Annotated in this window: 23 protein-coding genes; 14 read left to right on the plus strand and 9 right to left on the minus strand. The window is 61.3% G+C overall.

Going from position 1 to position 20,109, the window contains the following annotated elements:
* Window positions 1-180: 180 nt before the first annotated feature.
* Window positions 181-1,473: an L-rhamnose catabolism isomerase gene (gene rhaI / locus ACQ7C1_RS15135; RefSeq protein WP_430958850.1), complete on the plus strand. Its 1,293-nt coding sequence runs from the start codon at window positions 181-183 to the stop codon at window positions 1,471-1,473.
* Between the two features lie 63 nt (window positions 1,474-1,536).
* Here rhaI and ACQ7C1_RS15140 read toward each other — a convergent pair whose 3' ends face one another.
* Entirely contained in the window at window positions 1,537-1,995 is a 459-nt protein-coding gene (locus ACQ7C1_RS15140) for a carboxymuconolactone decarboxylase family protein (RefSeq protein WP_221112864.1), read from the minus strand.
* Window positions 1,996-2,103: 108 nt separating this feature from the next.
* Between ACQ7C1_RS15140 and ACQ7C1_RS15145 the strand changes: the two genes are divergently transcribed.
* Window positions 2,104-2,973 (plus strand): sigma-70 family RNA polymerase sigma factor, encoded by an 870-nt coding sequence (locus ACQ7C1_RS15145; protein ID WP_430958851.1) that lies wholly within the window; start codon window positions 2,104-2,106, stop codon window positions 2,971-2,973.
* 171 nt (window positions 2,974-3,144) lie between these two features.
* Window positions 3,145-4,353: an amidohydrolase/deacetylase family metallohydrolase gene (locus tag ACQ7C1_RS15150; RefSeq protein ID WP_430958994.1), complete on the plus strand. Its 1,209-nt coding sequence runs from the start codon at window positions 3,145-3,147 to the stop codon at window positions 4,351-4,353.
* Window positions 4,354-4,378: 25 nt separating this feature from the next.
* On the opposite strand, the gene ACQ7C1_RS15155 is transcribed toward ACQ7C1_RS15150, so the two are convergent.
* From ACQ7C1_RS15155 to ACQ7C1_RS15175, 5 genes are all read right to left on the minus strand, one after another.
* Window positions 4,379-4,825, minus strand: coding sequence for a type II toxin-antitoxin system VapC family toxin (locus ACQ7C1_RS15155; RefSeq protein WP_430958852.1), 447 nt, complete (start codon window positions 4,823-4,825; stop codon window positions 4,379-4,381).
* Window positions 4,822-5,076 (minus strand): FitA-like ribbon-helix-helix domain-containing protein, encoded by a 255-nt coding sequence (locus ACQ7C1_RS15160; RefSeq protein ID WP_430958853.1) that lies wholly within the window; start codon window positions 5,074-5,076, stop codon window positions 4,822-4,824. The genes ACQ7C1_RS15155 and ACQ7C1_RS15160 overlap by 4 nt, the downstream gene beginning before the upstream one ends.
* A gap of 92 nt (window positions 5,077-5,168) precedes the next feature.
* The gene (locus tag ACQ7C1_RS15165; protein ID WP_430958854.1) at window positions 5,169-6,008 is read right to left on the minus strand and encodes an IclR family transcriptional regulator; all 840 of its coding nucleotides are present in this window, start codon (window positions 6,006-6,008) and stop codon (window positions 5,169-5,171) included.
* A 152-nt stretch (window positions 6,009-6,160) separates the two neighbouring features.
* A complete protein-coding gene (locus ACQ7C1_RS15170; RefSeq protein WP_430958855.1) occupies window positions 6,161-6,583 on the minus strand; it encodes a type II toxin-antitoxin system VapC family toxin in 423 nt (140 codons plus the stop codon).
* Window positions 6,583-6,831, minus strand: a complete 249-nt coding sequence (locus ACQ7C1_RS15175; RefSeq protein ID WP_430958995.1) for a type II toxin-antitoxin system Phd/YefM family antitoxin — start codon at window positions 6,829-6,831, stop codon at window positions 6,583-6,585. Before ACQ7C1_RS15175 ends, ACQ7C1_RS15170 begins: the two co-directional genes overlap by 1 nt.
* A 115-nt stretch (window positions 6,832-6,946) precedes the next feature.
* Between ACQ7C1_RS15175 and ACQ7C1_RS15180 the strand changes: the two genes are divergently transcribed.
* Complete coding sequence (locus tag ACQ7C1_RS15180; protein ID WP_064808855.1) at window positions 6,947-7,804, plus strand: SDR family oxidoreductase; 858 nt, start codon at window positions 6,947-6,949, stop codon at window positions 7,802-7,804.
* A 97-nt stretch (window positions 7,805-7,901) separates the two neighbouring features.
* On the opposite strand, the gene ACQ7C1_RS15185 is transcribed toward ACQ7C1_RS15180, so the two are convergent.
* A complete protein-coding gene (locus ACQ7C1_RS15185) occupies window positions 7,902-11,510 on the minus strand; it encodes a hydantoinase B/oxoprolinase family protein (protein ID WP_430958856.1) in 3,609 nt (1,202 codons plus the stop codon).
* Window positions 11,511-11,595: 85 nt separating this feature from the next.
* Here ACQ7C1_RS15185 and ACQ7C1_RS15190 point away from each other — a divergent pair, with 85 nt between their 5' ends.
* The gene (locus ACQ7C1_RS15190) at window positions 11,596-12,123 is read left to right on the plus strand and encodes a winged helix DNA-binding protein (protein WP_430958857.1); all 528 of its coding nucleotides are present in this window, start codon (window positions 11,596-11,598) and stop codon (window positions 12,121-12,123) included.
* A 53-nt stretch (window positions 12,124-12,176) separates the two neighbouring features.
* Here ACQ7C1_RS15190 and ACQ7C1_RS15195 read toward each other — a convergent pair whose 3' ends face one another.
* Window positions 12,177-12,392, minus strand: a complete 216-nt coding sequence (locus tag ACQ7C1_RS15195) for a hypothetical protein (protein WP_430958858.1) — start codon at window positions 12,390-12,392, stop codon at window positions 12,177-12,179.
* 126 nt (window positions 12,393-12,518) lie between these two features.
* Here ACQ7C1_RS15195 and ACQ7C1_RS15200 point away from each other — a divergent pair, with 126 nt between their 5' ends.
* Together ACQ7C1_RS15200 and ACQ7C1_RS15205 are read left to right on the plus strand one after the other, a co-directional pair.
* Window positions 12,519-13,142 carry a TetR/AcrR family transcriptional regulator gene (locus tag ACQ7C1_RS15200; RefSeq protein WP_430958859.1) on the plus strand — a complete coding sequence of 208 codons (624 nt, stop codon included), beginning with the start codon at window positions 12,519-12,521 and terminating at the stop codon, window positions 13,140-13,142.
* A 64-nt stretch (window positions 13,143-13,206) separates the two neighbouring features.
* The gene (locus ACQ7C1_RS15205) at window positions 13,207-13,407 is read left to right on the plus strand and encodes a hypothetical protein (protein ID WP_430958860.1); all 201 of its coding nucleotides are present in this window, start codon (window positions 13,207-13,209) and stop codon (window positions 13,405-13,407) included.
* Window positions 13,408-13,445: 38 nt separating this feature from the next.
* Here ACQ7C1_RS15205 and ACQ7C1_RS15210 read toward each other — a convergent pair whose 3' ends face one another.
* Window positions 13,446-13,982, minus strand: coding sequence for a prepilin peptidase (locus tag ACQ7C1_RS15210; protein ID WP_430958861.1), 537 nt, complete (start codon window positions 13,980-13,982; stop codon window positions 13,446-13,448).
* Between the two features lie 258 nt (window positions 13,983-14,240).
* Between ACQ7C1_RS15210 and ACQ7C1_RS15215 the strand changes: the two genes are divergently transcribed.
* From ACQ7C1_RS15215 to ACQ7C1_RS15245, 7 genes are all read left to right on the plus strand, one after another.
* Window positions 14,241-14,441: a hypothetical protein gene (locus tag ACQ7C1_RS15215; protein ID WP_430958862.1), complete on the plus strand. Its 201-nt coding sequence runs from the start codon at window positions 14,241-14,243 to the stop codon at window positions 14,439-14,441.
* 121 nt (window positions 14,442-14,562) lie between these two features.
* Window positions 14,563-15,477, plus strand: a complete 915-nt coding sequence (gene cpaB / locus ACQ7C1_RS15220; RefSeq protein WP_430958863.1) for a Flp pilus assembly protein CpaB — start codon at window positions 14,563-14,565, stop codon at window positions 15,475-15,477.
* 55 nt (window positions 15,478-15,532) lie between these two features.
* A complete protein-coding gene (locus ACQ7C1_RS15225) occupies window positions 15,533-17,020 on the plus strand; it encodes a type II and III secretion system protein family protein (protein ID WP_430958864.1) in 1,488 nt (495 codons plus the stop codon).
* The gene (locus tag ACQ7C1_RS15230) at window positions 17,004-17,309 is read left to right on the plus strand and encodes a hypothetical protein (protein ID WP_430958865.1); all 306 of its coding nucleotides are present in this window, start codon (window positions 17,004-17,006) and stop codon (window positions 17,307-17,309) included. Before ACQ7C1_RS15225 ends, ACQ7C1_RS15230 begins: the two co-directional genes overlap by 17 nt.
* Before the next feature lie 91 nt (window positions 17,310-17,400).
* Window positions 17,401-19,002 carry a TadE/TadG family type IV pilus assembly protein gene (locus tag ACQ7C1_RS15235; RefSeq protein ID WP_430958866.1) on the plus strand — a complete coding sequence of 534 codons (1,602 nt, stop codon included), beginning with the start codon at window positions 17,401-17,403 and terminating at the stop codon, window positions 19,000-19,002.
* Window positions 18,999-19,478, plus strand: coding sequence for a TadE/TadG family type IV pilus assembly protein (locus tag ACQ7C1_RS15240; RefSeq protein WP_430958867.1), 480 nt, complete (start codon window positions 18,999-19,001; stop codon window positions 19,476-19,478). The genes ACQ7C1_RS15235 and ACQ7C1_RS15240 overlap by 4 nt, the downstream gene beginning before the upstream one ends.
* Window positions 19,472-20,092 carry a TadE/TadG family type IV pilus assembly protein gene (locus tag ACQ7C1_RS15245; protein ID WP_430958868.1) on the plus strand — a complete coding sequence of 207 codons (621 nt, stop codon included), beginning with the start codon at window positions 19,472-19,474 and terminating at the stop codon, window positions 20,090-20,092. The genes ACQ7C1_RS15240 and ACQ7C1_RS15245 overlap by 7 nt, the downstream gene beginning before the upstream one ends.
* Window positions 20,093-20,109: the final 17 nt, after the last annotated feature.

Genomic DNA, 20,109 nt, shown 5'->3' on the forward strand with positions numbered 1-20,109 from the left:
CTAACCCTCTCCCCGTTCAGACGGGGAGAGGGGACTTGCCCAACGAAATGTTGGAGTGAGACGGAGACGGCGCGGCATATCCCCTTCTCCCCGTCTGAACGGGGAGAAGGTGCCGGCAGGCGGATGAGGGGCGGCCGCACGGCAGTTCCAATGTAGAAATTGCAGAACCGGGAGGAAAAAATGGCCGAGTTCAGGATCGCGCAGGATCTGGTCGCGAGCGAAAACGACAAGCGGGCAGCCGCGCTGAAAGCCGATTACGAGGCGCTGGGGGCGACGCTTGATCGCCGCGGCGTCGATATAGAGGCGGTGACACGCAAGGTGGCGGAGTTCTTCGTCGCCGTTCCTTCCTGGGGCGTGGGCACCGGCGGCACGCGTTTCGCCCGCTTTCCCGGCACCGGCGAACCGCGCGGCATCTTCGACAAGCTCGACGATTGCGCCGTCATCAATCAGCTGACGCAGGCAACGCCGAATGTGTCGCTGCATATTCCCTGGGACAAAGCGGATGCACGGGATTTGAAAGCCAAGGGTGATGCGCTCGGCCTCGGCTTCGACGCAATGAATTCGAACACCTTTTCCGACGCGCCGGGGCAGACTTATTCCTACAAATACGGCTCGCTTAGCCACACCGACGCGGCAACACGCGCGCAGGCGGTCGAGCACAATCTCGAATGCATCGAGATCGGCAAAGCGATCGGCTCCAAGGCACTGACCGTCTGGATCGGCGATGGGTCGAACTTCCCCGGCCAGAGCAATTTCACCAAGGCATTCGAGCGTTACCTCGCCTCGATGGCTGACATTTACAAGGCGCTGCCCGACGACTGGAAGCTGTTCTCCGAGCACAAGATGTACGAGCCGGCCTTCTATTCGACGATCGTTCAGGACTGGGGCACCAATTATCTGATCGCCCAGACCCTCGGCCCCAAAGCCCAGTGCCTCGTCGATCTCGGCCACCATGCGCCGAACACCAATATCGAGATGATCGTCGCCCGGCTGATCCAGTTCGGCAAGCTCGGCGGCTTCCACTTCAACGATTCGAAATATGGCGACGATGATCTCGACGCCGGCGTGATCGATCCCTACCGGCTGTTCCTGGTGTTCAACGAACTGGTGGATGCCGAACAGCGCGGCGTCAACGATTTCAACCCAGCCCATATGATCGACCAGTCGCACAATGTCACCGACCCGATCGAAAGCCTGATCAACAGCGCCAACGAAATCCGCCGCGCCTATGCGCAGGCGCTCCTCGTCGACCGCAAGGCGCTCGAGGGCTATCAGCAGGAAAATGATGCGCTGATGGCCTCGGAAACACTGAAGCGCGCCTACCGCGCCGATGTCGAGCCGATCCTCGCCGAGGCCCGCCGCCGCGCCGGCGGCGCGATCGATCCGATTGCCGCCTACCGCGTCAGCGGCTACCGCAAAAAGGTGGCGGCCGAGCGTCCGGCGTCGGTTGCCGGCGGCGGCGGCATCATCTGAGCTGCCGGGCTGAATAAAAGTGTGGTCGCCGGCAACGTGGGGTGAAACGCTGCCGGCAATCGCTCAGGGTTTCCAGGCGCCGGCGACCTGACGGGTTGCGATGTTCAGCCGATTCCAGACATTGATGTTGGCGATGGCGATGACGAGAGCCGCAAGGCTGCGGCCGTCATAATGCCGGGTCGCCTCGTCCCAGATCTCGTCAGGCACCGGGTCGGCGCGGTCGCTGGTGCGGGTCACCGCCTCGGTCAAGGCGAGAGCGGCGCGTTCAGCCTCGCTATAATAGGGAGCGTCGCGCCAGCCGGCGACCGCAAAGAGCCGCTCATCCGTTTCGCCGTGTTTGCGGGCAATGCGCCAATGACCATCGATGCAGACGCTGCAGCCGTTGATCTGGCTGGCGCGCAGATTGACGAGTTCGAGCAGCCTTGGCGAAAGGCCTGTTTCGGTCGGCACCTTGCTGAGCGCATTGAGCGCCTGCATGGCTTCTGGAAGCACGAGGGCGGGATTTCCCATTCTCTCCTGCATGATAGGTCTCCTTGATGGGTTTAGGGTGCGACGATCCGCCGGCGCTGTCACAGCGGCCCGGTTTCATTCGTCATTGATGTGACGGAACGCAGCGAAGGAATGTGACGGATGAACGAGAATAATTGGCTGGCCGATCAATTCGAAGCCAACCGGGCGCATCTGAAGGCGGCCGCCTATCGCATGCTGGGGTCGCGCAGCGAGGCCGAAGACGCGGTTCAGGAGGCCTGGCTGCGGCTCACCCGCGCGGATAGGACTGAAGTCGGCAATCTCGCCGGCTGGCTGACGACGGTGGTGGCGCGCATCTGCCTCGATATGCTGCGTGCCCGCAAGACCCGGCGCGAGGAGCCGCTAGAGACATCGGTCCATGCAGCGATCGCCGATCCGGCAAAGGATCCGGAACGCGACGCCGCCTTCGCCGATTCGGTGGGCGTGGCGCTGCTCGTCGTGTTGCAGACGCTGGCGCCTGCCGAACGAGTTGCCTTCGTGCTGCACGACATGTTCGATCTTCCCTTCGACGAAATTGCGCCGATTATCGGCCGGTCATCCGCCGCCGCCCGTCAGCTCGCGAGCCGTGCCCGCCGCCGGGTGCAGGGCGCGGACGAGACGCCGGATGTCGATCTCGGCCGCAAACGAACGATTGCGGAGGCCTTTCTGACGGCTTCGCGTAACGGCGATCTGCAGGCGCTGATTGCCGTGCTCGCCCCAGATGTCGTGTTTCGCCTGGATGCGACGGCGGCGCGTTTCGGCGCCTTCGGCGAAAGACGCGGCGCATCCGAAGTGGCAGAGTTGTTCAAGGGCCGGGCGCAGGCGGCAGAGATCGCCATCGTCGACGGCGAGCTTGGCTTCGTCGTGCGCATCGCGGGTCAGATCCGCGTCGTGGTGGCGTTTACTATCGCCGACGACAGGATTGCGGCAATCGAAGCCATCGCCGATCCAGACCACCTCAAACGGCTTGAATATTCGATCCTGCGGGATTGAAATCGCTCGAAAAATTTGCCGCTCCTTGACGGCGAGTGCGGCTGAGAACGAGCGCGCTGCCGCCGTTCCCGTGCGGCTGGCTGCGCTTCATTTCTCTTGACAGCAGTCTCTTCGATTTTATTCTATTATAAGGATTAACATGTCATAACTATGGAATTTGCAAATATGATCATGTCGGGCGACCAGGCGAAGAAGCCGCTTCTCCTCACCAATGTCAGACCGACGGCTTTCGGTGCGGGCGCATCCGAGGGGGTGATCGACATTCTCGTCAATGCCGACGGCCGCATCGCCCGGATCGGTCCATCGCTTCCAGCCGCTGAGGATGTGACACGCATCGACGGCAAGGGGGCTTTCATTTCGCCGGGCTGGATCGATCTGCACGTGCACATCTGGCATGGCGGCACCGACATCTCCATCCGCCCGTCCGAATGCGGTCTCGAGCGCGGCGTCACCACCCTGGTCGACGCCGGTTCGGCCGGCGAGGCGAATTTCCATGGCTTCCGCGAGTATATCATCGAGCCCTCACGCGAGCGCATCAAGGCCTTCCTGAACCTCGGCTCGATCGGCCTCGTCGCCTGCAACCGCGTCGCCGAGCTCAGGGATATCAGAGATATCGATCTCGACCGCATTCTCGAAGTCTACGCTGAAAACAGCGAGCACATCGTCGGCATCAAGGTGCGCGCCAGCCACGTCATCACCGGCTCCTGGGGTGTCACTCCCGTCAAGCTCGGCAAGAAGATCGCCAAGATCCTGAAAGTGCCGATGATGGTCCATGTCGGCGAGCCGCCGGCGCTTTATGACGAAGTGCTTGAAATTCTCGGCCCCGGTGACGTCGTCACCCATTGCTTCAACGGGAAGGCCGGTTCGAGCATCATGGAGGACGAGGATCTTTTCAATCTCGCCGAGCGCTGCGCCTCCGAAGGCATCCGCCTCGACATCGGCCATGGCGGCGCCTCCTTCTCCTTCAAGGTCGCCGAAGCGGCGATCGCGCGCGGGCTTCTGCCGTTCTCGATCTCGACCGACCTGCACGGCCATTCGATGAACTTTCCGGTCTGGGACCTGGCGACGACGATGTCGAAGCTGCTGAGCGTCGGCATGCCCTTCGACAAGGTCGTGGAAGCAGTCACCCATGCCCCGGCCTCGGTCATCAAGCTGCCGATGGAGAACCGGCTTGCGGTCGGCGCGCAAGCCGAATTCACCGTTTTCGACCTCGTCGAGTCCGAACTCGAGGCGACGGATTCGAATGGTGATGTCTCGGTGCTCAACAAGCTGTTCGAGCCACGCTATGCGGTGATGGGTGGCGAGGCCGTCGCCGCCAGCCGCTACGTGCCGCGGGCGCGCAGGCTGGTGCGCCACAGCCACGGCTATTCCTACAGATAGAATCCGCCGCGAGGCGGGGGTCCGATCATAAATTCTCCCGAGAGGCCTCAGATGATCGATGGTTCCAGGGATTTACGACAGTCAGTCCCGCCGCCTCAAAGGGGCTTATATCGCGTGTCGCGACAACAAAGCCCTTCGAAGCGGCGATCGCGGCGATATATCCGTCCGGCGTCGGGAAGCCTTTGCCGTTCGTTCTAGCTCTGATGGCAAGGTCGGCATAATGCCGGGCCGCTCCGACGTCGAATGGCAATACCCGATCCCCAAAGAGTGCTAGTAAGCCGCCAAACATCTCGGTCAGGGCCGCTTTGCGTCGACCGTCCGGTAAGGCGCCGATGCCGAACATCAATTCGGCCAAGGTAACACTCGACAAATACAGCGTTTCCGCGGCTTGCTCGTTGAGCCACGCGCGCACAGCCAAACTGGGCGTCGGTTTCATCGTCTCGGAAAGCACATTCGTATCGAGTACGATCATTCAAATCTCAAGGGCTCCGCCGCCGCCCTTTCGCGCAGCTGATCAAGCACCTCGAGATCATCATTGGTCAGCGCCAATTGCCGGCCGAGTTCAGCCAAAGCGTCTCCCATGCGAATGCGCTGCTCGGGCTTTACGGCATTTTGCAGGATTTCGCGAACTTCCGCCTCGGTGCTGCGGCCATGCATCGCCGCCCGGACACGCAGTGCGCGATGCACGTCATCAGGCACGTTTCGAACTGTCAGAACGGCCATATTCAGACCCCCCCCCAAATGCTGTCAGTGACGTCAATATAGAAGCAATGCAGTCAGAGGACAATCCTTCAAGGATCGTGTCCGAGCTCACGTCAGCGGTTGCGCCAACCCATCAGTTTTTCGATCCGCTCCGCAGAATTGCGCACATGCGCGGTATAATGGTTCTCGTCGGAAAAGGCCTTCTGCTCCGGCAGCACGATCGAAATGGTGGCAACGCACTGGCCGTCGCGATCGCAGATCGGCGAGGCGATGCAGGCGACCGCATAATCGGATTCGCCGGCTTGGATCGACAGGCGCGCCTCGAAGGCCTTGCCGGCCGCTTCCGATAGGGTGCGCGGATCGATCTCGGCGCGGCCGGTCGGCGACGAGCGGGCGCAGCGTTTGAAAAGCTCGATGCGTTCCTCTTCGGGCAGGTGGCCGACGAGCAGGCGACCCGACGCCGTCCAGTTGAGCGGCACCCGGGTACCGACGCGCGACGCCACCTGGAAGTGGCTCGGGCCATCCGCCATGGCAAGCACCAGCATGTAATCGCCGTCACGGCCGCAGACCTGCACGGTTTCGCCGGCCTGGCGACAGAGATCGTGCATTTCGTGGGTGGCGATACTCATGAAATCCAGCGACCGGGCATAGGCAAGCCCGTAATGATAAAGTCGGGCGCCGAGCCAGATCGAGCCATCCGCCTGGCGCGTCAGCATATTCTTTTCGACGAGGTCGTCGACGATGACGTAGACGGTCGATAGCGGCGCCTTCACCGCCTTGGCGATGGCATAGACGCCGGCCGGCGATCCTGTTTCATAGAGATGATCGATCACCTGAAGAGCGCGGTCGATGCCGCTGACGCGGGCGCGGCGCGCGCTCTTGCCGCCGGCTTCGCCGACAAGGCTCTCATCTTCGGAGTAAACTGCGGGCGATGTCTTTCCGTCCAATTTCATGCACCTCATGAACACTGCGACCATATTACATTACTATGGTACAGCGGTCGCTGTGGCAAATCGCAACATTTTGTAGGTTGATCGTCGGTGCGAATGTGCGGCGGTGGAACCGGGAGACTGCGTGGTTTCCGCATCCGCCGATACCGCCCACCTCATAACAAGCGGTGACGCGCTCCGATGAGACTGCAGGCTTTTGCCAGCCCCTTGTCCAGCGTGACGAGCGTGGCGTCGCTATCGATTGCGACGGCGAGATGCAACGCATCACCGGCACGAAGACCGATATTGAACTGTTCGATCATTCGCGCCGCTTCGATGAAGTGCGCCCGCGATATCGGCAGGCATTCGAAGGTCGTCGAACATAGTTCCTTGAACAAGGCCAAAGCCTTGCTGCGATCGGCCGGATCGATCTGTCCGTTTCTCGCCTTGAGCCCGATGGCGCTTGAAAATTCGGTTATCGTCCAGCTGCTGACGGCGATCTCCTCGGATCGACGCTCCGCCAGCCATTGCTGCACGTCGTCCGTGCGGGTTTCGACCGTCCATGCGGCGACGAGGACTGAGGTGTCGATGTAAAGCATCAATAACGATCGGTATCGCGCAGATCGCGAATGAAGGTCGCGGAATCGACCGGCTCGGCCGGGGGCTTCATCGAGGCCGTCAATGCTTTCAGCCGTTCGACATCGATCGGTTGTTTCGGCGTCTTCACCGGCACGAGCTGCGCCACCGGCTTGCCATGCCGCAATATCTCGATGGTTTCGCCGGTCTCCACCCTATTGAGCAACTCGCTCAGGTGGGCTTTTGCTTCCGCCAGGTTGACACGTGCCATCATATTGTCTCTGTGACCAATTTTCTGGTCATTTTATTCGGAAAGCGATGTGGCTGCAATGCCGTTGGAACAACCAGCCGCAGCCTGAGTTTGTCCCTCAACTCAGGAGGCTATAATGACGCATTATCCAACACCCCCTTTCCCGTCCCAGAAACAGCCGATGCCGGGTTTCACCGCCCAGATGGACCCGGTTCCCGACCATGGCGAAAAAACCTATCGCGGATCCGAACGGCTGAAGGGCAAGCGGGCGATCATTACCGGCGGCGATAGCGGCATCGGCCGCGCAGTGGCAATCGCCTATGCAAGGGAAGGCGCCGATCTGTTGATTTCCTATCTCGACGAGGATGAGGATGCCGACGAGACGAAGCGGCTCGTCGAGCAGGCCGGGCGCAAGGCAGTGCTCGTCAGCGGCGATATTCAAGATCCCGCCCATTGCCGGCAAATTGTCGAGACGGCGGTCAAGGAGCTCGGCGGTATCGACATCCTCGTCAACAATGCCGCGCACCAGGCAAGTTTCAAGAGCATCGATGAGATCAGCGACGAAGAGTGGGAGCTGACCTTCAAGGTCAACATCCATGCGATGTTCTACCTGACCAAGGCGGCCGTCGCCCATATGAAGCCCGGCAGCGCCATCATCAACACGGCCTCGATCAATTCCGACAATCCGAACCCGACACTGCTGGCCTACGCGACGACAAAGGGCGCAATCCAGAATTTCACTGCGGGACTGGCACAGCTTCTGGCCGAAAAGGGCATCCGCGCCAATGCTGTGGCGCCGGGGCCGATCTGGACGCCGCTCATTCCCTCGACGCTGCCCGAAGACAGCGTCAGCAATTTCGGCAAGCAGGTGCCGATGAAAAGGCCCGGCCAGCCGGCCGAATTGGCCACGGCCTATGTCATGCTGGCCGATCCCTTGTCGAGCTATGTCTCCGGCACGACCATCGCGGTTACAGGCGGCAAACCGATCCTTTAATGCATGTCGCCCGGAATTGGCGGTTCCGGGATGAAGGCATGCACGGATACAAGGAGCTGAAGCGCGTCATCACGATCTGGTAGGATGCGCGCTTCAGTCACGGCTTGCCGTAGCCGCCGCCGGTCGGCGTCGTGACGATCACGGCGTCGCCGGCGGCGAGTATTGCCTGGTCGCAGCCTTCCAGCCTTTCGAGCTTGCCGTCCGCACGACGGATCTCGGTTTTCCCCAGTTGCCCGTCTTCCCCGCCGAAGAGGCCGAAAGGCCGAATCGTTCGGTGCGAGGAGAGAATGCTGCAATCCATCTTTTCCAGAAAGCGGATGGTCCGCTCGGTGCCGCTGCCGGAACTGTATCGTCCTTTGCCGCCGGAGCCGCGGCGGATGTGGAAATCCTCCAGCACGACGGGAAAGCGGAACTCCAGCACCTCGGGGTCGGTCAGCCGTGAGTTGGTCATATGCGTGTGCACGCCGTCCGCGCCGCTGAAGCCGGTGCCGTCGTTGAGCAGCCCGGCCGGGCCGCCGGAGCAGATCGTCTCGTAATATTGGTAGGTGGCGTTGCCGAAGGTCAGGTTGTTCATTGAGCCCTGGGCGGCTGCCAGCGTTCCGAGCGCCCCGAATAGCGCATTCGTCACATGCTGGCTGGTCTCGACATTGCCGGCGACGACGGCAGCCGGATAGGCCGGACGCAGCATCGAACCGTCCGGCACGATGATCCGGATCGGCCGTAGACAGCCGGCATTCATCGGAATCGGCTGCTCGACCATGACGCGGAAGACATAGAGCACGGCGGCGCGCGTCACCGGTTCCGGCGCATTGAAATTGGTCGGTTGCTGCGCACTCGTGCCGGTGAAATCGACCGTCGCCTCGCGCGCCTTCCGGTCGACGGTGATCTTCACCTTGATGACGGCGCCCTGATCGGTGGGATAGGTGAATTCGCTGTCGCTGAGGCGGGCAATCACCCGGCGAACGCTCTCCTCGGCATTGTCCTGGACATGACCCATATAGGCTTCGACGACGTCGAGCCCGAAATGGGCGACCATCTTGCGCAACTCCTGAACGCCCTTTTCGTTGGCGGCGATCTGCGCCTTCACGTCGGCGAGGTTCTGAGCCGGGTTGCGGGCGGGATAAGGATGCTCCCGCAACATTGCGGCGAATTCGGCTTCGCGGAAACGGCCGTTGTCGACTAGTAGGAAGTTGTCGATCAGCACGCCTTCTTCATCGACCTTGGTCGCCCGCGGCGTCATCGAACCCGGCGCCTTGCCGCCAATATCGGCATGATGGCCGCGTGAGGCGACGTAAAACAGGATGGTCTCGCTGTCGTCGTCGAACACCGGCGTGACGACCGTGATGTCGGGCAGATGCGTGCCGCCGTTGTAAGGCGCATTGAGCGCGAAGACATCGCCGGGACGAATGCGGCCTTCGTTGAGGCGGATGATCGTTTCGACCGAGCGATCCATCGATCCCAAATGGACCGGCATATGCGGCGCATTGGCGACGAGTGCGCCGGTGCGATCGAAGACGGCGCAGGAGAAATCGAGCCGCTCCTTGATATTGACCGAGTGAGCGGTGTTCTGCAGCGTCACGCCCATCTGTTCGGCGATCGCCATGAACAGGTTGTTGAAAACTTCGAGCATGACCGGATCGGCGCTGGTGCCGATCGCGGAATTGCGGGAAAGCGCGACCTCACGGGTGAGAACGATATGGTCGTGGCCGGTAAGCCGTGCCTGCCAACCGGCCTCCACGACGATCGTCTGATGCGCTTCGATGATGAGGGCAGGTCCCGCGACCACGGCGCCCGGCTTCAGCGCATCACGCCTGAAAATACCGGCCTGGTGCCAGGTTCCGCCGGAATAGAAGCGGCTCGTGCGCAGCGCTTGCGGCGTGAAGGTCGCCGCCTGGCCGTCCATCTCCTCGATATCGGCGCCGCCCCCGATGCCCTCGACTTCGATGGAGTCGACGACGACAGGCCGGTCGTCGAAGATGAAACCGAACTGCTTCTTATGGGCGGCGGCAAAGGCTTGCGTCATCTCCTCCTGTGGCCCGAAGGCGACCGGCAGCGCCGTGTCGGTGCCTTTATATTGCAGGTGCAGCCGGGTGACGACTTCCATATCGCCGGGCTCGACACCCTGCAGGATAAGTTCCCCGCGCACCTCTTTCTCCAGCTCGGCCCGGATGCCGCCGATTGTCGGCAGGGCCGCTCCGAGTTCCGTCAGCACCGCGCGCTGGCGTGTGGCGCGGATATCGGCGAGCCCCATGCCATAGGCCGAAAGAATGCCGGAGAAGGGGTGGATCAGCACCGTTTTCATGCCGAGGCTGTCGGCGACCAGGCAGGCATGCTGGCCGCCGGCGCCGCCGAAGCAGGTGAGCGCGTAATTGGAAACGTCATAGCCACGCTGGACGGAGATCTTCTTGATGGCGTTGGCCATGTTCTCGACAGCGATGGCGAGGAAGCCGTCGGCGACCTCTTCCGCCGTCCGCCCGCCGCCGATCTTTAGCGCCATCTCGGCAAAGGCCGCGCGCACCGTCTCGGCATCGAGCGGCTGGTCCTGCTCCGGCCCGAAGATTGCGGGGAAGAATTCCGGCAGCAGCTTGCCGGTCATGATGTTGGCGTCGGTGACAGCCAGCGGCCCGCCGCGGCGATAGGATTTCGGGCCGGGCGTGGCACCGGCCGACTCCGGGCCGACGCGGAAGCGTGAACCGTCATAACTCAGGATCGAGCCGCCGCCGGCTGCGACCGTATGGATCTTCATCATCGGCGCGCGCATGCGCACACCGGCGACCTCGGTCTCGAAAGCGCGTTCCAGCTCGCCGTCATAATGCGAAACATCCGTCGAGGTGCCGCCCATGTCGAAGCCGATCATCCTGTCGAAACCGGCGATGCGCGAGACCTCGACCGCGCCAACCACCCCGCCTGCGGGGCCGGAGAGGATCGCATCCTTTCCCTGAAAGAGATGCGCATCGGTCAGTCCGCCCGAGGACTGCATGAACATCAGCTTCGGGCCCTTTCCTTCGACGGCGCCGAGCTCGACGGCAACCTGATCGACATAGCGCCGGAGAACGGGGGACAGATAGGCGTCGACGACGGCGGTGTCGCCGCGGCCGACAAGCTTGATCAGCGGTGAAACGACATGCGACGGCGAGATCTGCGTGAAGCCGATGGCGCGCGCGATGGCGGCGGCCTGTTGTTCGTGCTCGGGATAGCGGTAGGCATGCATGAAAACGATGGCGACGGCGCGCAATCCCTGCGCATAGGCGACTTCAAGCGCGCGCCGCAGATCATTTTCTGAGAGGGGGCGTTCCACCGTGCCGTCCGCCAGTACGCGCTCGTCGGCCTCGATCACATCGGCGTACAGCAGTTCCGGTTTGACGATTTTCTTGGCGAAGATATCGGCGCGCGCCTGATGGCCGATCTCCAGCGCATCGCGGAAGCCCTTTGTCGTCACCAGCAAGGTCGGGTCGCCCTTGCGTTCCAGAAGCGCGTTGGTGGCGACCGTCGTTCCCATCTTCACCGCGCCGATGAGCTCGGAAGGGATCGTCTGGCCGGGATTGAGGCCGAGCAATTCGCGGATTCCATGCACCGCCGGGTCGCGATAGGCTTCCGGATTTTCCGAAAGCAGCTTGTGGGCGACAAGCGAACCGTCGGGGCGGCGGGCGACGATGTCGGTGAAAGTGCCGCCGCGATCGATCCAGAAATCCCACTGTCCGCTCATCGTCCGACCTCCTTTTGAACTGAAAATTTATTGACGATTTATCGATAAAATGTCAACGTCGAGATGGTGATCTTGGAGGGATGGAATGGCAGGTGAGCGCGGGCAGCCGGAAATCGGGCCGATCGTCTCCTCCTCGCATCTCGCCGATGGCGCGCTTCCCGTTCTTTCGGAATTGGAATTCGGTCTCATCCTCGCCGGCAATGCCTTCGACCGCTGGATGGTGCGCTGCATGACGGCGGCGGGCGAGCCCGGCTGCGCGGCGATCGACGTGCTGGTGTTGCATTCGGTGGCGCACCGGCAGCGGCCGAAGCGGCTCGGCGACCTCTGCAGCGTGCTCGGCGTCGAGGATACGCATCTGGTGATTTATGCGCTCAAGAAGCTCGAAAAGCGCGGCCTTGTGAAAAGCGCGCGGGCGGGCAAGGAGAAGGTGATCGCCGCCACGGCCAAGGGCCTTGAAACCTGCCTGAAATACCGGGCGGTGCGGGAAGCGCTACTGGTGGAATCGATAAAGGGACTCGGGCTCGATGCTGGCGCGACATCGGCGGTGGCAGCGACGCTGCGGGCGCTTTCCGGCCATTACGATCAAGCAGCAAGGGCCGCCGCCTCTTTGTGACGACAGCCCTTGTCGGGGGCAGGGAGAGATCCCCCGGTATTCAGGCGGCTTTTTCAGCCGAAGCAGGGAATAGCCGGCAGATTGGCGCGGCTCGTAAGCGCTCCGATCATCTTGCCCACCGGCGTCGGGCGTGGTTCGCTTTTCCCGGCGGCCGTTTCCAGGAGTTGCTTGAAGTCTTCAAGCTTCACGCCGTCGGCGCGCAACACCATGGCGATCAGGGGGTCGCGAAGGGCTTCGGATATTGTCAGGTCGTCTCTGGTCTTTCTCATGGTTTGTCCTCCTTTCATGGGCGGTCGCCCGTGTTCCACATCCGCCGCCAACCCTCTGCGTTGACTTTCGCGGTCTGTGGTGTTACCGGTAAGTAACAATGCTGTTGTTACCGATCGGTCACATTGATGTCAAGGACTTCGTCCGCAAAAAAACCAGAAACTTCGAATGAAATCTCCGCAACCGTTTCAGAAGATCGCATCCCGCCGCGGGAGCGCATCGTCTCGACGGCCGTGGAGCTTTTCCGCGAGCGCGGCATCCGCGGCATCGGCGTCGATGCCATCGCCGACGCCGCGCTGACCAACAAGATGACGCTCTACCGGCATTTCGGCTCGAAGGACGAACTCGTCTGCGAGACGCTGCGGCGCGCCTCCGAGAAGGCCGATGCCATTTGGCGCGATCTGGAGGCCGCTCATCCCGGCGATCCCCGCGCCCAGCTCGACGCCTGGGTGGAGATGCGGGCGCAGTGCCTGAACGGCGAGCCGGCCGGCTGCGATCTCGCCAACGCCGCCATCGAGCTCAAGGGAGAAGGGCATCCCGCCCATGAAATGATCGAGAGGCACAAGGCCGCACAGCGCGATCGCCTGGCCGCGCTCTGTTCGGCGGCCGGTGCGCGCGAACCTCAACTTCTTGCCGATACGCTGACGCTGCTGCTCGAAGGCGCGCGCGTCAGCCGTCAGGCAATGGGCGCCGCCGGCTGTTGCGGCCATTTCGCCAAGGCCTGCCGAGCAGCGATCGCTTCTTTCACCTGATAGACCGGAACCTTACCGCCTCCACACCGTTTTTCCATCACCGGGACGATGTGGAGACCGGGAGATGAACTACGCCTATCTCAAGCGCCTATATGCCAGACGCGCCGAGCTCGAAGCCAAGCTCGAGCTTCACGAGGCACGCTATTGTTTTGGCGAGGAAGAGGTCGATGACGGCACCGACAGCGACCTGCGTCAGCGATTGAGCGAGGTCTCCGAGGAGATCGCCGCGTTGGAAAATCGGGCGGCCAGAGCCTTTCCGGCTTAGATCTCAGCATCCTGCGAGCGCGTTCCTGCGATGCAAGCTCACCGTAGCTGCAGCTGCTGTCGGATCATGGGCAGAGCCATGGTGAGGAGCGCGGCGAAAACCATGATGACGCCATAAGGTATCTTTCGGCTCTTTCGAATTTCCTCGACACGCATGAAAAAGGCGAGATGCGCGACGGGCAGCGGCACCGGCAGCCGCAGGGCCAGCAGCGTCACGATGCCGATGAAAAGGAGCAACACCGCAAACGGCAGCATTCCGTGCCATCCAACAAAAAGGCCGATCGGCAGGAAAAGCTTGGCGTCTCCTGCGCCAAACAGCCGGAATGCCCAGAGCGCCACCCCAAGCATGAACATCAGCAGACCGGCGCCCATGTCCCCGCCGATTCCGCTCGAAGCAAACAGCGCCGCACCGACGTCGTTGGAGCCAAGTATCAAGGCCACCGCACGCAGTGCATAAAGTGTCACGAGCGCCAGCACGACGGCATTGGGGATCTTCCATGTGCAGAAATCGCTCCAGGCGGCGTAGAGAAAAAGACATACTGCAAGAAAATTAATAACATTGACCATTTGCAGCATAGGCTTCAACCTTTTCGGCTACTTTAATCTTACTGTATAGGCTAGGTCCGTGCGGTTACGGCAAAAAAGTCGGCTTTAACGATCATCTCTGTCATTTCCGGTTTTAACTATAAAGTATAAATATAGCCAGTTCCCTTACAAAATATTTGACTAAATTAGAATTAACAGATTATTAATATTTCCAGTCGAAGGGGCGGTCTCGACGACAAAGTGCCGGGGGAAATGACGGCGCACAACTTACCTGGGAGGTAATTCTCGATGAAAGCTTTTGTAAATAGCGTACGCGCTTTCGCGCGGGAAGAAGATGGCGTCGCACTGACAGAATACCTTATTCTGCTTGGTTTGTTGGTCGGCGGAGTTGTTGCATCAGTTGTTCTGATCGGCGGTGAACTCAACACGGCATGGGCATCGTGGGCCACTTGGTTCCAAGCACAAGACCTGGAAGCGCCGGCGGCGTGATGCACCTCAGCTGCTTCCTGAGCAGCGCTTTTGAGCTGAAGAGAGGGGCTTTGTTAACCCCTCTCTTCTAAATTAGCATCAATGAATGGATGCGCTCCGTCCAGTGTAGCGAGTAACCGCGATGCGTTCTTCAACGATTTTAAGCCTCGTTATTGCATTTGTCCTCGCCGCCGCCGCCGTTTTCGGCATGCGAGCGTATCTCTCCGATCAGAAGGCCCGGCTGCTGGCGATGAACGGGACGAAGGCCGAGGAAAGGACACTTGTTGTCGCCGCCACGCCGATGCGCTTCGGCGACCGGATCCGATCCGAAAACCTCAGGGCCATTCCGTGGCCCTCCAATGAAACACCCACAGGCTCATTCGTCAGTATCGACAAGGTCGTCGGCAATGATGCCCAGCCGCGCTATGCCATGGCGGCGATTGACCCTGGCGAGCCGGTGCTCTCCTCGAAAATCACTGGTGCCGGCGAACGCGCCACGCTGTCGGCGGCGCTTGACCAGGGCATGAAGGCGGTTTCCATCCGCGTCAATGACGTGCTCGGCGTTGCCGGCTTCGTCAGGCCTTCCGATCGCGTTGACGTGCTTCTGACGCGGGTCGTGCGCGGACCGGCAGGCAACGATCAGACCTTCGTCGACGTGCTGCTGCAAGGCGTCAAGGTCCTTGCGGTGGACCAGACGGCAGACGAGCGCAAGGACGAGCCATCCGTCGTGAAAACGGTGACGTTTGAGGTCACGACCGACGAGGCGCAGCGCCTGACCCTCGGCTCCAGTGTCGGCACGCTCTCGCTGGCGCTTCGCAATGTTGCCTCTTCCTCAGTCGAGCAGACCCGGCCGATCACTGTCGCCGACCTCGGTGGCGGGGCGATGGCGACAGAACTGGGCAAGGATTTGGAAAAGCAGTTGCCAGAACCGGCAAAACAAGTGCAGATTGTGGAACAAAAGGTTGAGCCGGTGTTGCCGGTTGAGCCGAAGTGGGTGACAGTGGGAGTCTGGAACACGACGAAGCGCGAGGAGCACCGAGTCGGCCTGGTCCAGTGATGTTGATGCGGAATGCCGCAGGTGTGGCGAGCCGGATGAGGGGGCTAAAGCAGGCATGGCGAACGGCAAGAGAAAAATCGCGAGGACGAAAAGCCTTGCGGCACTAGCGGCAGTGTTTTCGGCCTGTGTATGTTTGGGCCCCGGAGTTGCCGGCCGCGCCAACGCACAGGAGAAGTCCATCACTTTAGGCGAATCAGTCCAGCATGTGACCTTGCCTCCGAACGAGACGCTGACGCTCAATACAGGCCAGCCCTTCGGTGATCTTGTCATCGGCAGCGCCGATATGATCGACGTGGTGCCGCTTTCCGACAAGTCGCTGTTCATCCGCGGCAAAAAGCCCGGCGCCACCAATATTTCGGTCTATGGCGACGACAAGTCGCTTCTCGGCGTCATCGACATCCGCGTTGCGAGCGATTTCAGCGAAGTCGCTTCCGCCATTCGCTCTGCCGCGCCCTCGGCTCGGGTCAGGGTCATCAACTCCAACGATCGCATTCGCCTGACAGGCTTCGTCCGTGACGGCATCGAACTGCAGCGGGTGATGGAAATCGCCCAATCCTATTCCGATCAGCCGGTGCTGAATCAGTTGCGGGTCAGTGACAGCCAGCAGGTGATGTTGGAGGTCCGTGTCATCGAAGCCTCGCGCCAGACGGGTCGTGATCTCGGGATTGGATGGTCCGGCTACGGCAATAACAACCGCATCGGCAAGGCAACGACCAGCCAGGGGATCGCCGTGGACGACGGCAGCCTGGCCCGTACCCTCCTTGATCCCAAGGGTGCGGCAACGGGTGCGCTGCCCTTCGGCCAGCTGATCGCCAAGGTGCTGGAAATCTCGGGCGGCCACATCGACGTGGTCATCAACGCACTCGAGCAGAAGGGACTGGTGCGCCGCCTGGCGCAGCCGAACCTCATCGCCATGAGCGGCTCTACCGCTAGCTTTCATGCCGGCGGTGAAGTGCCGATCCTGAAGACGACGAACAACGGCACGACGGTGGCCACAGAGACGGACTATCGCCCATTCGGTGTGCGGCTGACCTTCAAGCCGGTGGTTCTTGATGATGGTCTCATCAACCTGGAGATCGAGCCTGAGGTTTCCGAGATTGATCCGTCGATCAACGTCAACGGCAATCCGGGATTCATCTCGCGCGCTGCCAGCACCACGGTCGCGCTCCGCGACGGCCAGAGCTTTGCCTTGGCGGGCCTGCTGCAGTCGATCAATGCCAAAGACATCCAGCAATTGCCGGGACTCGGGCAGATACCGGTGCTCGGCGCTCTGTTCCGTTCGACGAGTTTCCAGAAGAAGGAATCCGACCTCGTCATCGTCGTCACGCCGCACATCGTGCGCCCGGCCCGCCCGGGTGAGGACCTCTACAGTCCGCTCGATCAGACGCGTTCGTCCAACGACGTCGAGCTCTTCGCGCTCGGGGTTCTGGAAGTCGACAAGGACATGCTCCGACGCTTTCGAAATGGCGTAGGTGTGACCGGGCCTTATGGCCACCGTCTCGACTTGAACCAGGGAGTCCAAGCCGTTGCTACAAAACGCTAAGCGCGTCCTTCTCGTCTTTGCGGCCGCCGGCCTCGCTTCCGGCTGCGCCGACTATATGAACCATCGCGACACGGTCACCTTCGGGCTTGGCAACGCCGTGGAAGCAAACAAGGCCATCCAGATCGAGGACCCATTCCCGCCGGAAGCCCAGCGAACCCGAATCGCAAGCGACGGCAAGGTGATCCGCAGGGTGGTCACTCAATATCAGAACGGCGGGCTAGGCGTTGTTCAGCCGTCGCCGGCTATGGGGGCGAATGGGGCCTCCAACGGGGCGATCGCCAGCCAGTAGCTGGCGGAAGGCATGAACGGCGCAGCGCGCCGCAGGGGAAATGCACGAAACGGGGTCATCCCGGCGATAGCGCCGTGATGGGGGGACGCCAATGCTCAGCAGGGTTGTCAGACGGTTCTGGAATGATCATCGTGGCTATGTCATCGCCTTGACGCTCATCGCCATGCCCATGCTTCTCGGCTTTTCGCTGCTGGTCATCGATGTCGGCCGCAGCAGCAACCTGCATACCGATCTCCAGAACGCGGTCGATGCGATGGCGTTGGCGGGGGCCCGGGAACTCGATGGCCGCGATGATGCCATTTCGAGGGCGCAGACGGCGATCGAGAAAATCGCCAATAGCGCGGCTTTCTCCGGCGGCGGGACCGGCATGTCGCTTGGCTCGTATATCAGCGTGAGCTATGACGCCGGCAATGATGCCGGAAGCACGGTTACCGTGCTTTTTCTGAAGAGCATCCCCGCCAATGACGATACGCCCATCCCGGCTTCGATGGAAACGACAGAGCCCAGCGAAGCTTCCTATGCCTGGGTCATCGCCAAGCCGCAAGCTATGCAGACGATCTTTCCGATTCCGGTCGGCTTCAACCGCGATACGATCAACATTGCCGCCGACGCCGTGGCGGTATACCACGCCAGCGCATGCGACGTGACGCCGATCTTTATCTGCAATCCGTTCGAGCCTGCTGGCAACACCAGTGAAAGCACAGACGCAGCTGCCGCAGCCGCCTTGCACACGAATTTTGCGGCCGGCAATCTCTACGGTCGACAGATCGAGCTTCACAGCACCTCGTCGTCCAGTCCCGGCCCCGGCAATTTCGGCTTCCTGCGGACCCCCTTGGGCAATGGTGCGTCCGTGCTGGCGGAGGCTCTTGCCACTGGCAATCCCGGCGCCTGCTACACACAGGACAATCTTGATACCGAGACCGGCGCAATGGCGGGGCCCATCGAGGACGGGGTGAATACGCGCTTCGGCTTTTACGCCTCCTCGTTCAATAGCGCGAAGGGAGATTATCGTTACCGTCCTGCCCGAAACGTACGCTCCGCTCGGACAACCACCAAGGGAAAGCCGGACTGCGATACCTATGCTCCGGTCATGGTCGGAGACGTTGTCGGCGATGCGACCAAGGCTTTGCCGCTCGGCTACGGAGCGGCCATGAGCTCGCTTGCCGGCGGCAAGATCAGCAGCGGCAACAATTGGAACTACACGACCTATTGGAATGTCGCGCAGGGCACGGCTGCGCCTTCAGTGAGCACGGTCCTCAGCAACTACTCCAGCTATCCCCCGCAGGCGACCGGAACACCGAGCCAGCCCTCCGCCTACGACGTTTATCGTTACGAGCTTGCTAACCCATCTCTGATCAACCATGCCTCGGCGAATGGCGAAACCGGCAAACCGACAACCGGTGGCCAGTGCTATACCGGCCCGGACCTTTCAAACTATACCGCGGCTGAATATGGTGATCGCCGCGAAATCTTCTCAGCCATCGTCAATTGTGGCTATGAAGCCTCAGTCGGGCATCTGAACGGTCATAAGGCCACCCGCGCCGTGGCCTTCGCGCGCATGTTCCTGACCAAGCCGGCGATAAAGGATTCCAGCGAACGATACCTTTCCCTGGAGATGATCGACATCACCGGCAAGGGTGGTCGGGGTACGGCAGACGAATTCCTGCGGGAAGAAGCGGAGTTGGTCAGATGATGGCGCTCCGCAAGTTTATCTTGCATCAGCTTTGCCTCAGCTTCTGGCGGCGGGAGGAAGGCGCGGTGCTTGCCGAGGCGCTGCTCGCGATCCCCTTTGTGACGCTCTTTGCTGCTGCCATACTGGAGTTCGGCAGCATTTTCTGGCAGCGGATGCAGATCGACGCAGGTCTGCGGGATGCTGGGCGTTACCTCTCGCGATGCCGACCGCTGTCGGGAACTTATGTGCCGACATGCAATCAGGCAACGGCAAAGACGATCGCTTTTTACGGAACGCAGACACCTGCGGCAAACGCTCAACCGCGCGTCCCCGGCTGGAACGACCCTGCCGACATTACCATCAGTGCGCCCGACGCCGATGGGAACATTACCATTTCCACTGCGCATCTCTACCAGAGCTCGCCGGTATTCGGTTTTCTTGGAATCGACGCCATCACCCTCAGTTCCTTCCATGAAGAGAGATATATCGGATGGTGATCTTTCGGCAGATCAAGACATTCTGGCAGGATAGCAGTGGTGCCAGCCTGGTCGAAGCGTTGCTGACCTTTCCGATCGTCATGCTAGTATTCGCCGCCTTCATCGAGTTCGGCTATGCCATGTCGCAGTGGAATCTGACGGTGAAGGCACTGCAATATGGTGCCCGACTGGCGGCAGTATCAGATCCGCTGACAACCAATTTCAATGCCGTTTTCCCGACCGACGCTGCGGATCCGCTCAACAACGGCAAAGCCACTCCGAACGATGCCACGATATCGTCGACCTGCGGACCGGCTCTTGCCAACTGCACCGCGGCATTGAACCGGATCGTTCTGGGAAGCGATGGCGTTTGCACCGCCGGTGATCCCAACCCCGGCATTTGCGATCTCAATTGGCGCATCCAACCGCAGAATCTGGTCGTCACCTATCAGCGATCGGGACTCGGCTATTGGGGCCGCCCTGACGGACCCGTGCTGTCGATGCGGGTAGAGGTGCGTGACATCACCTTCGATCTGCCGATCCTCGGCGGGCTGTTGGGACTGAACGACGTCACCATCCCGGCCCATCCGGTGACCATCACGACGGAAGACCTGAAGACCTGCTCAACCTGCTGACTCCTTGTTACGCGTAG

Source organism: Rhizobium sp. Nf11,1 (assembly GCF_050587665.1).
In the GTDB taxonomy this organism is placed as follows: Bacteria; Pseudomonadota; Alphaproteobacteria; order Rhizobiales; family Rhizobiaceae; genus Rhizobium.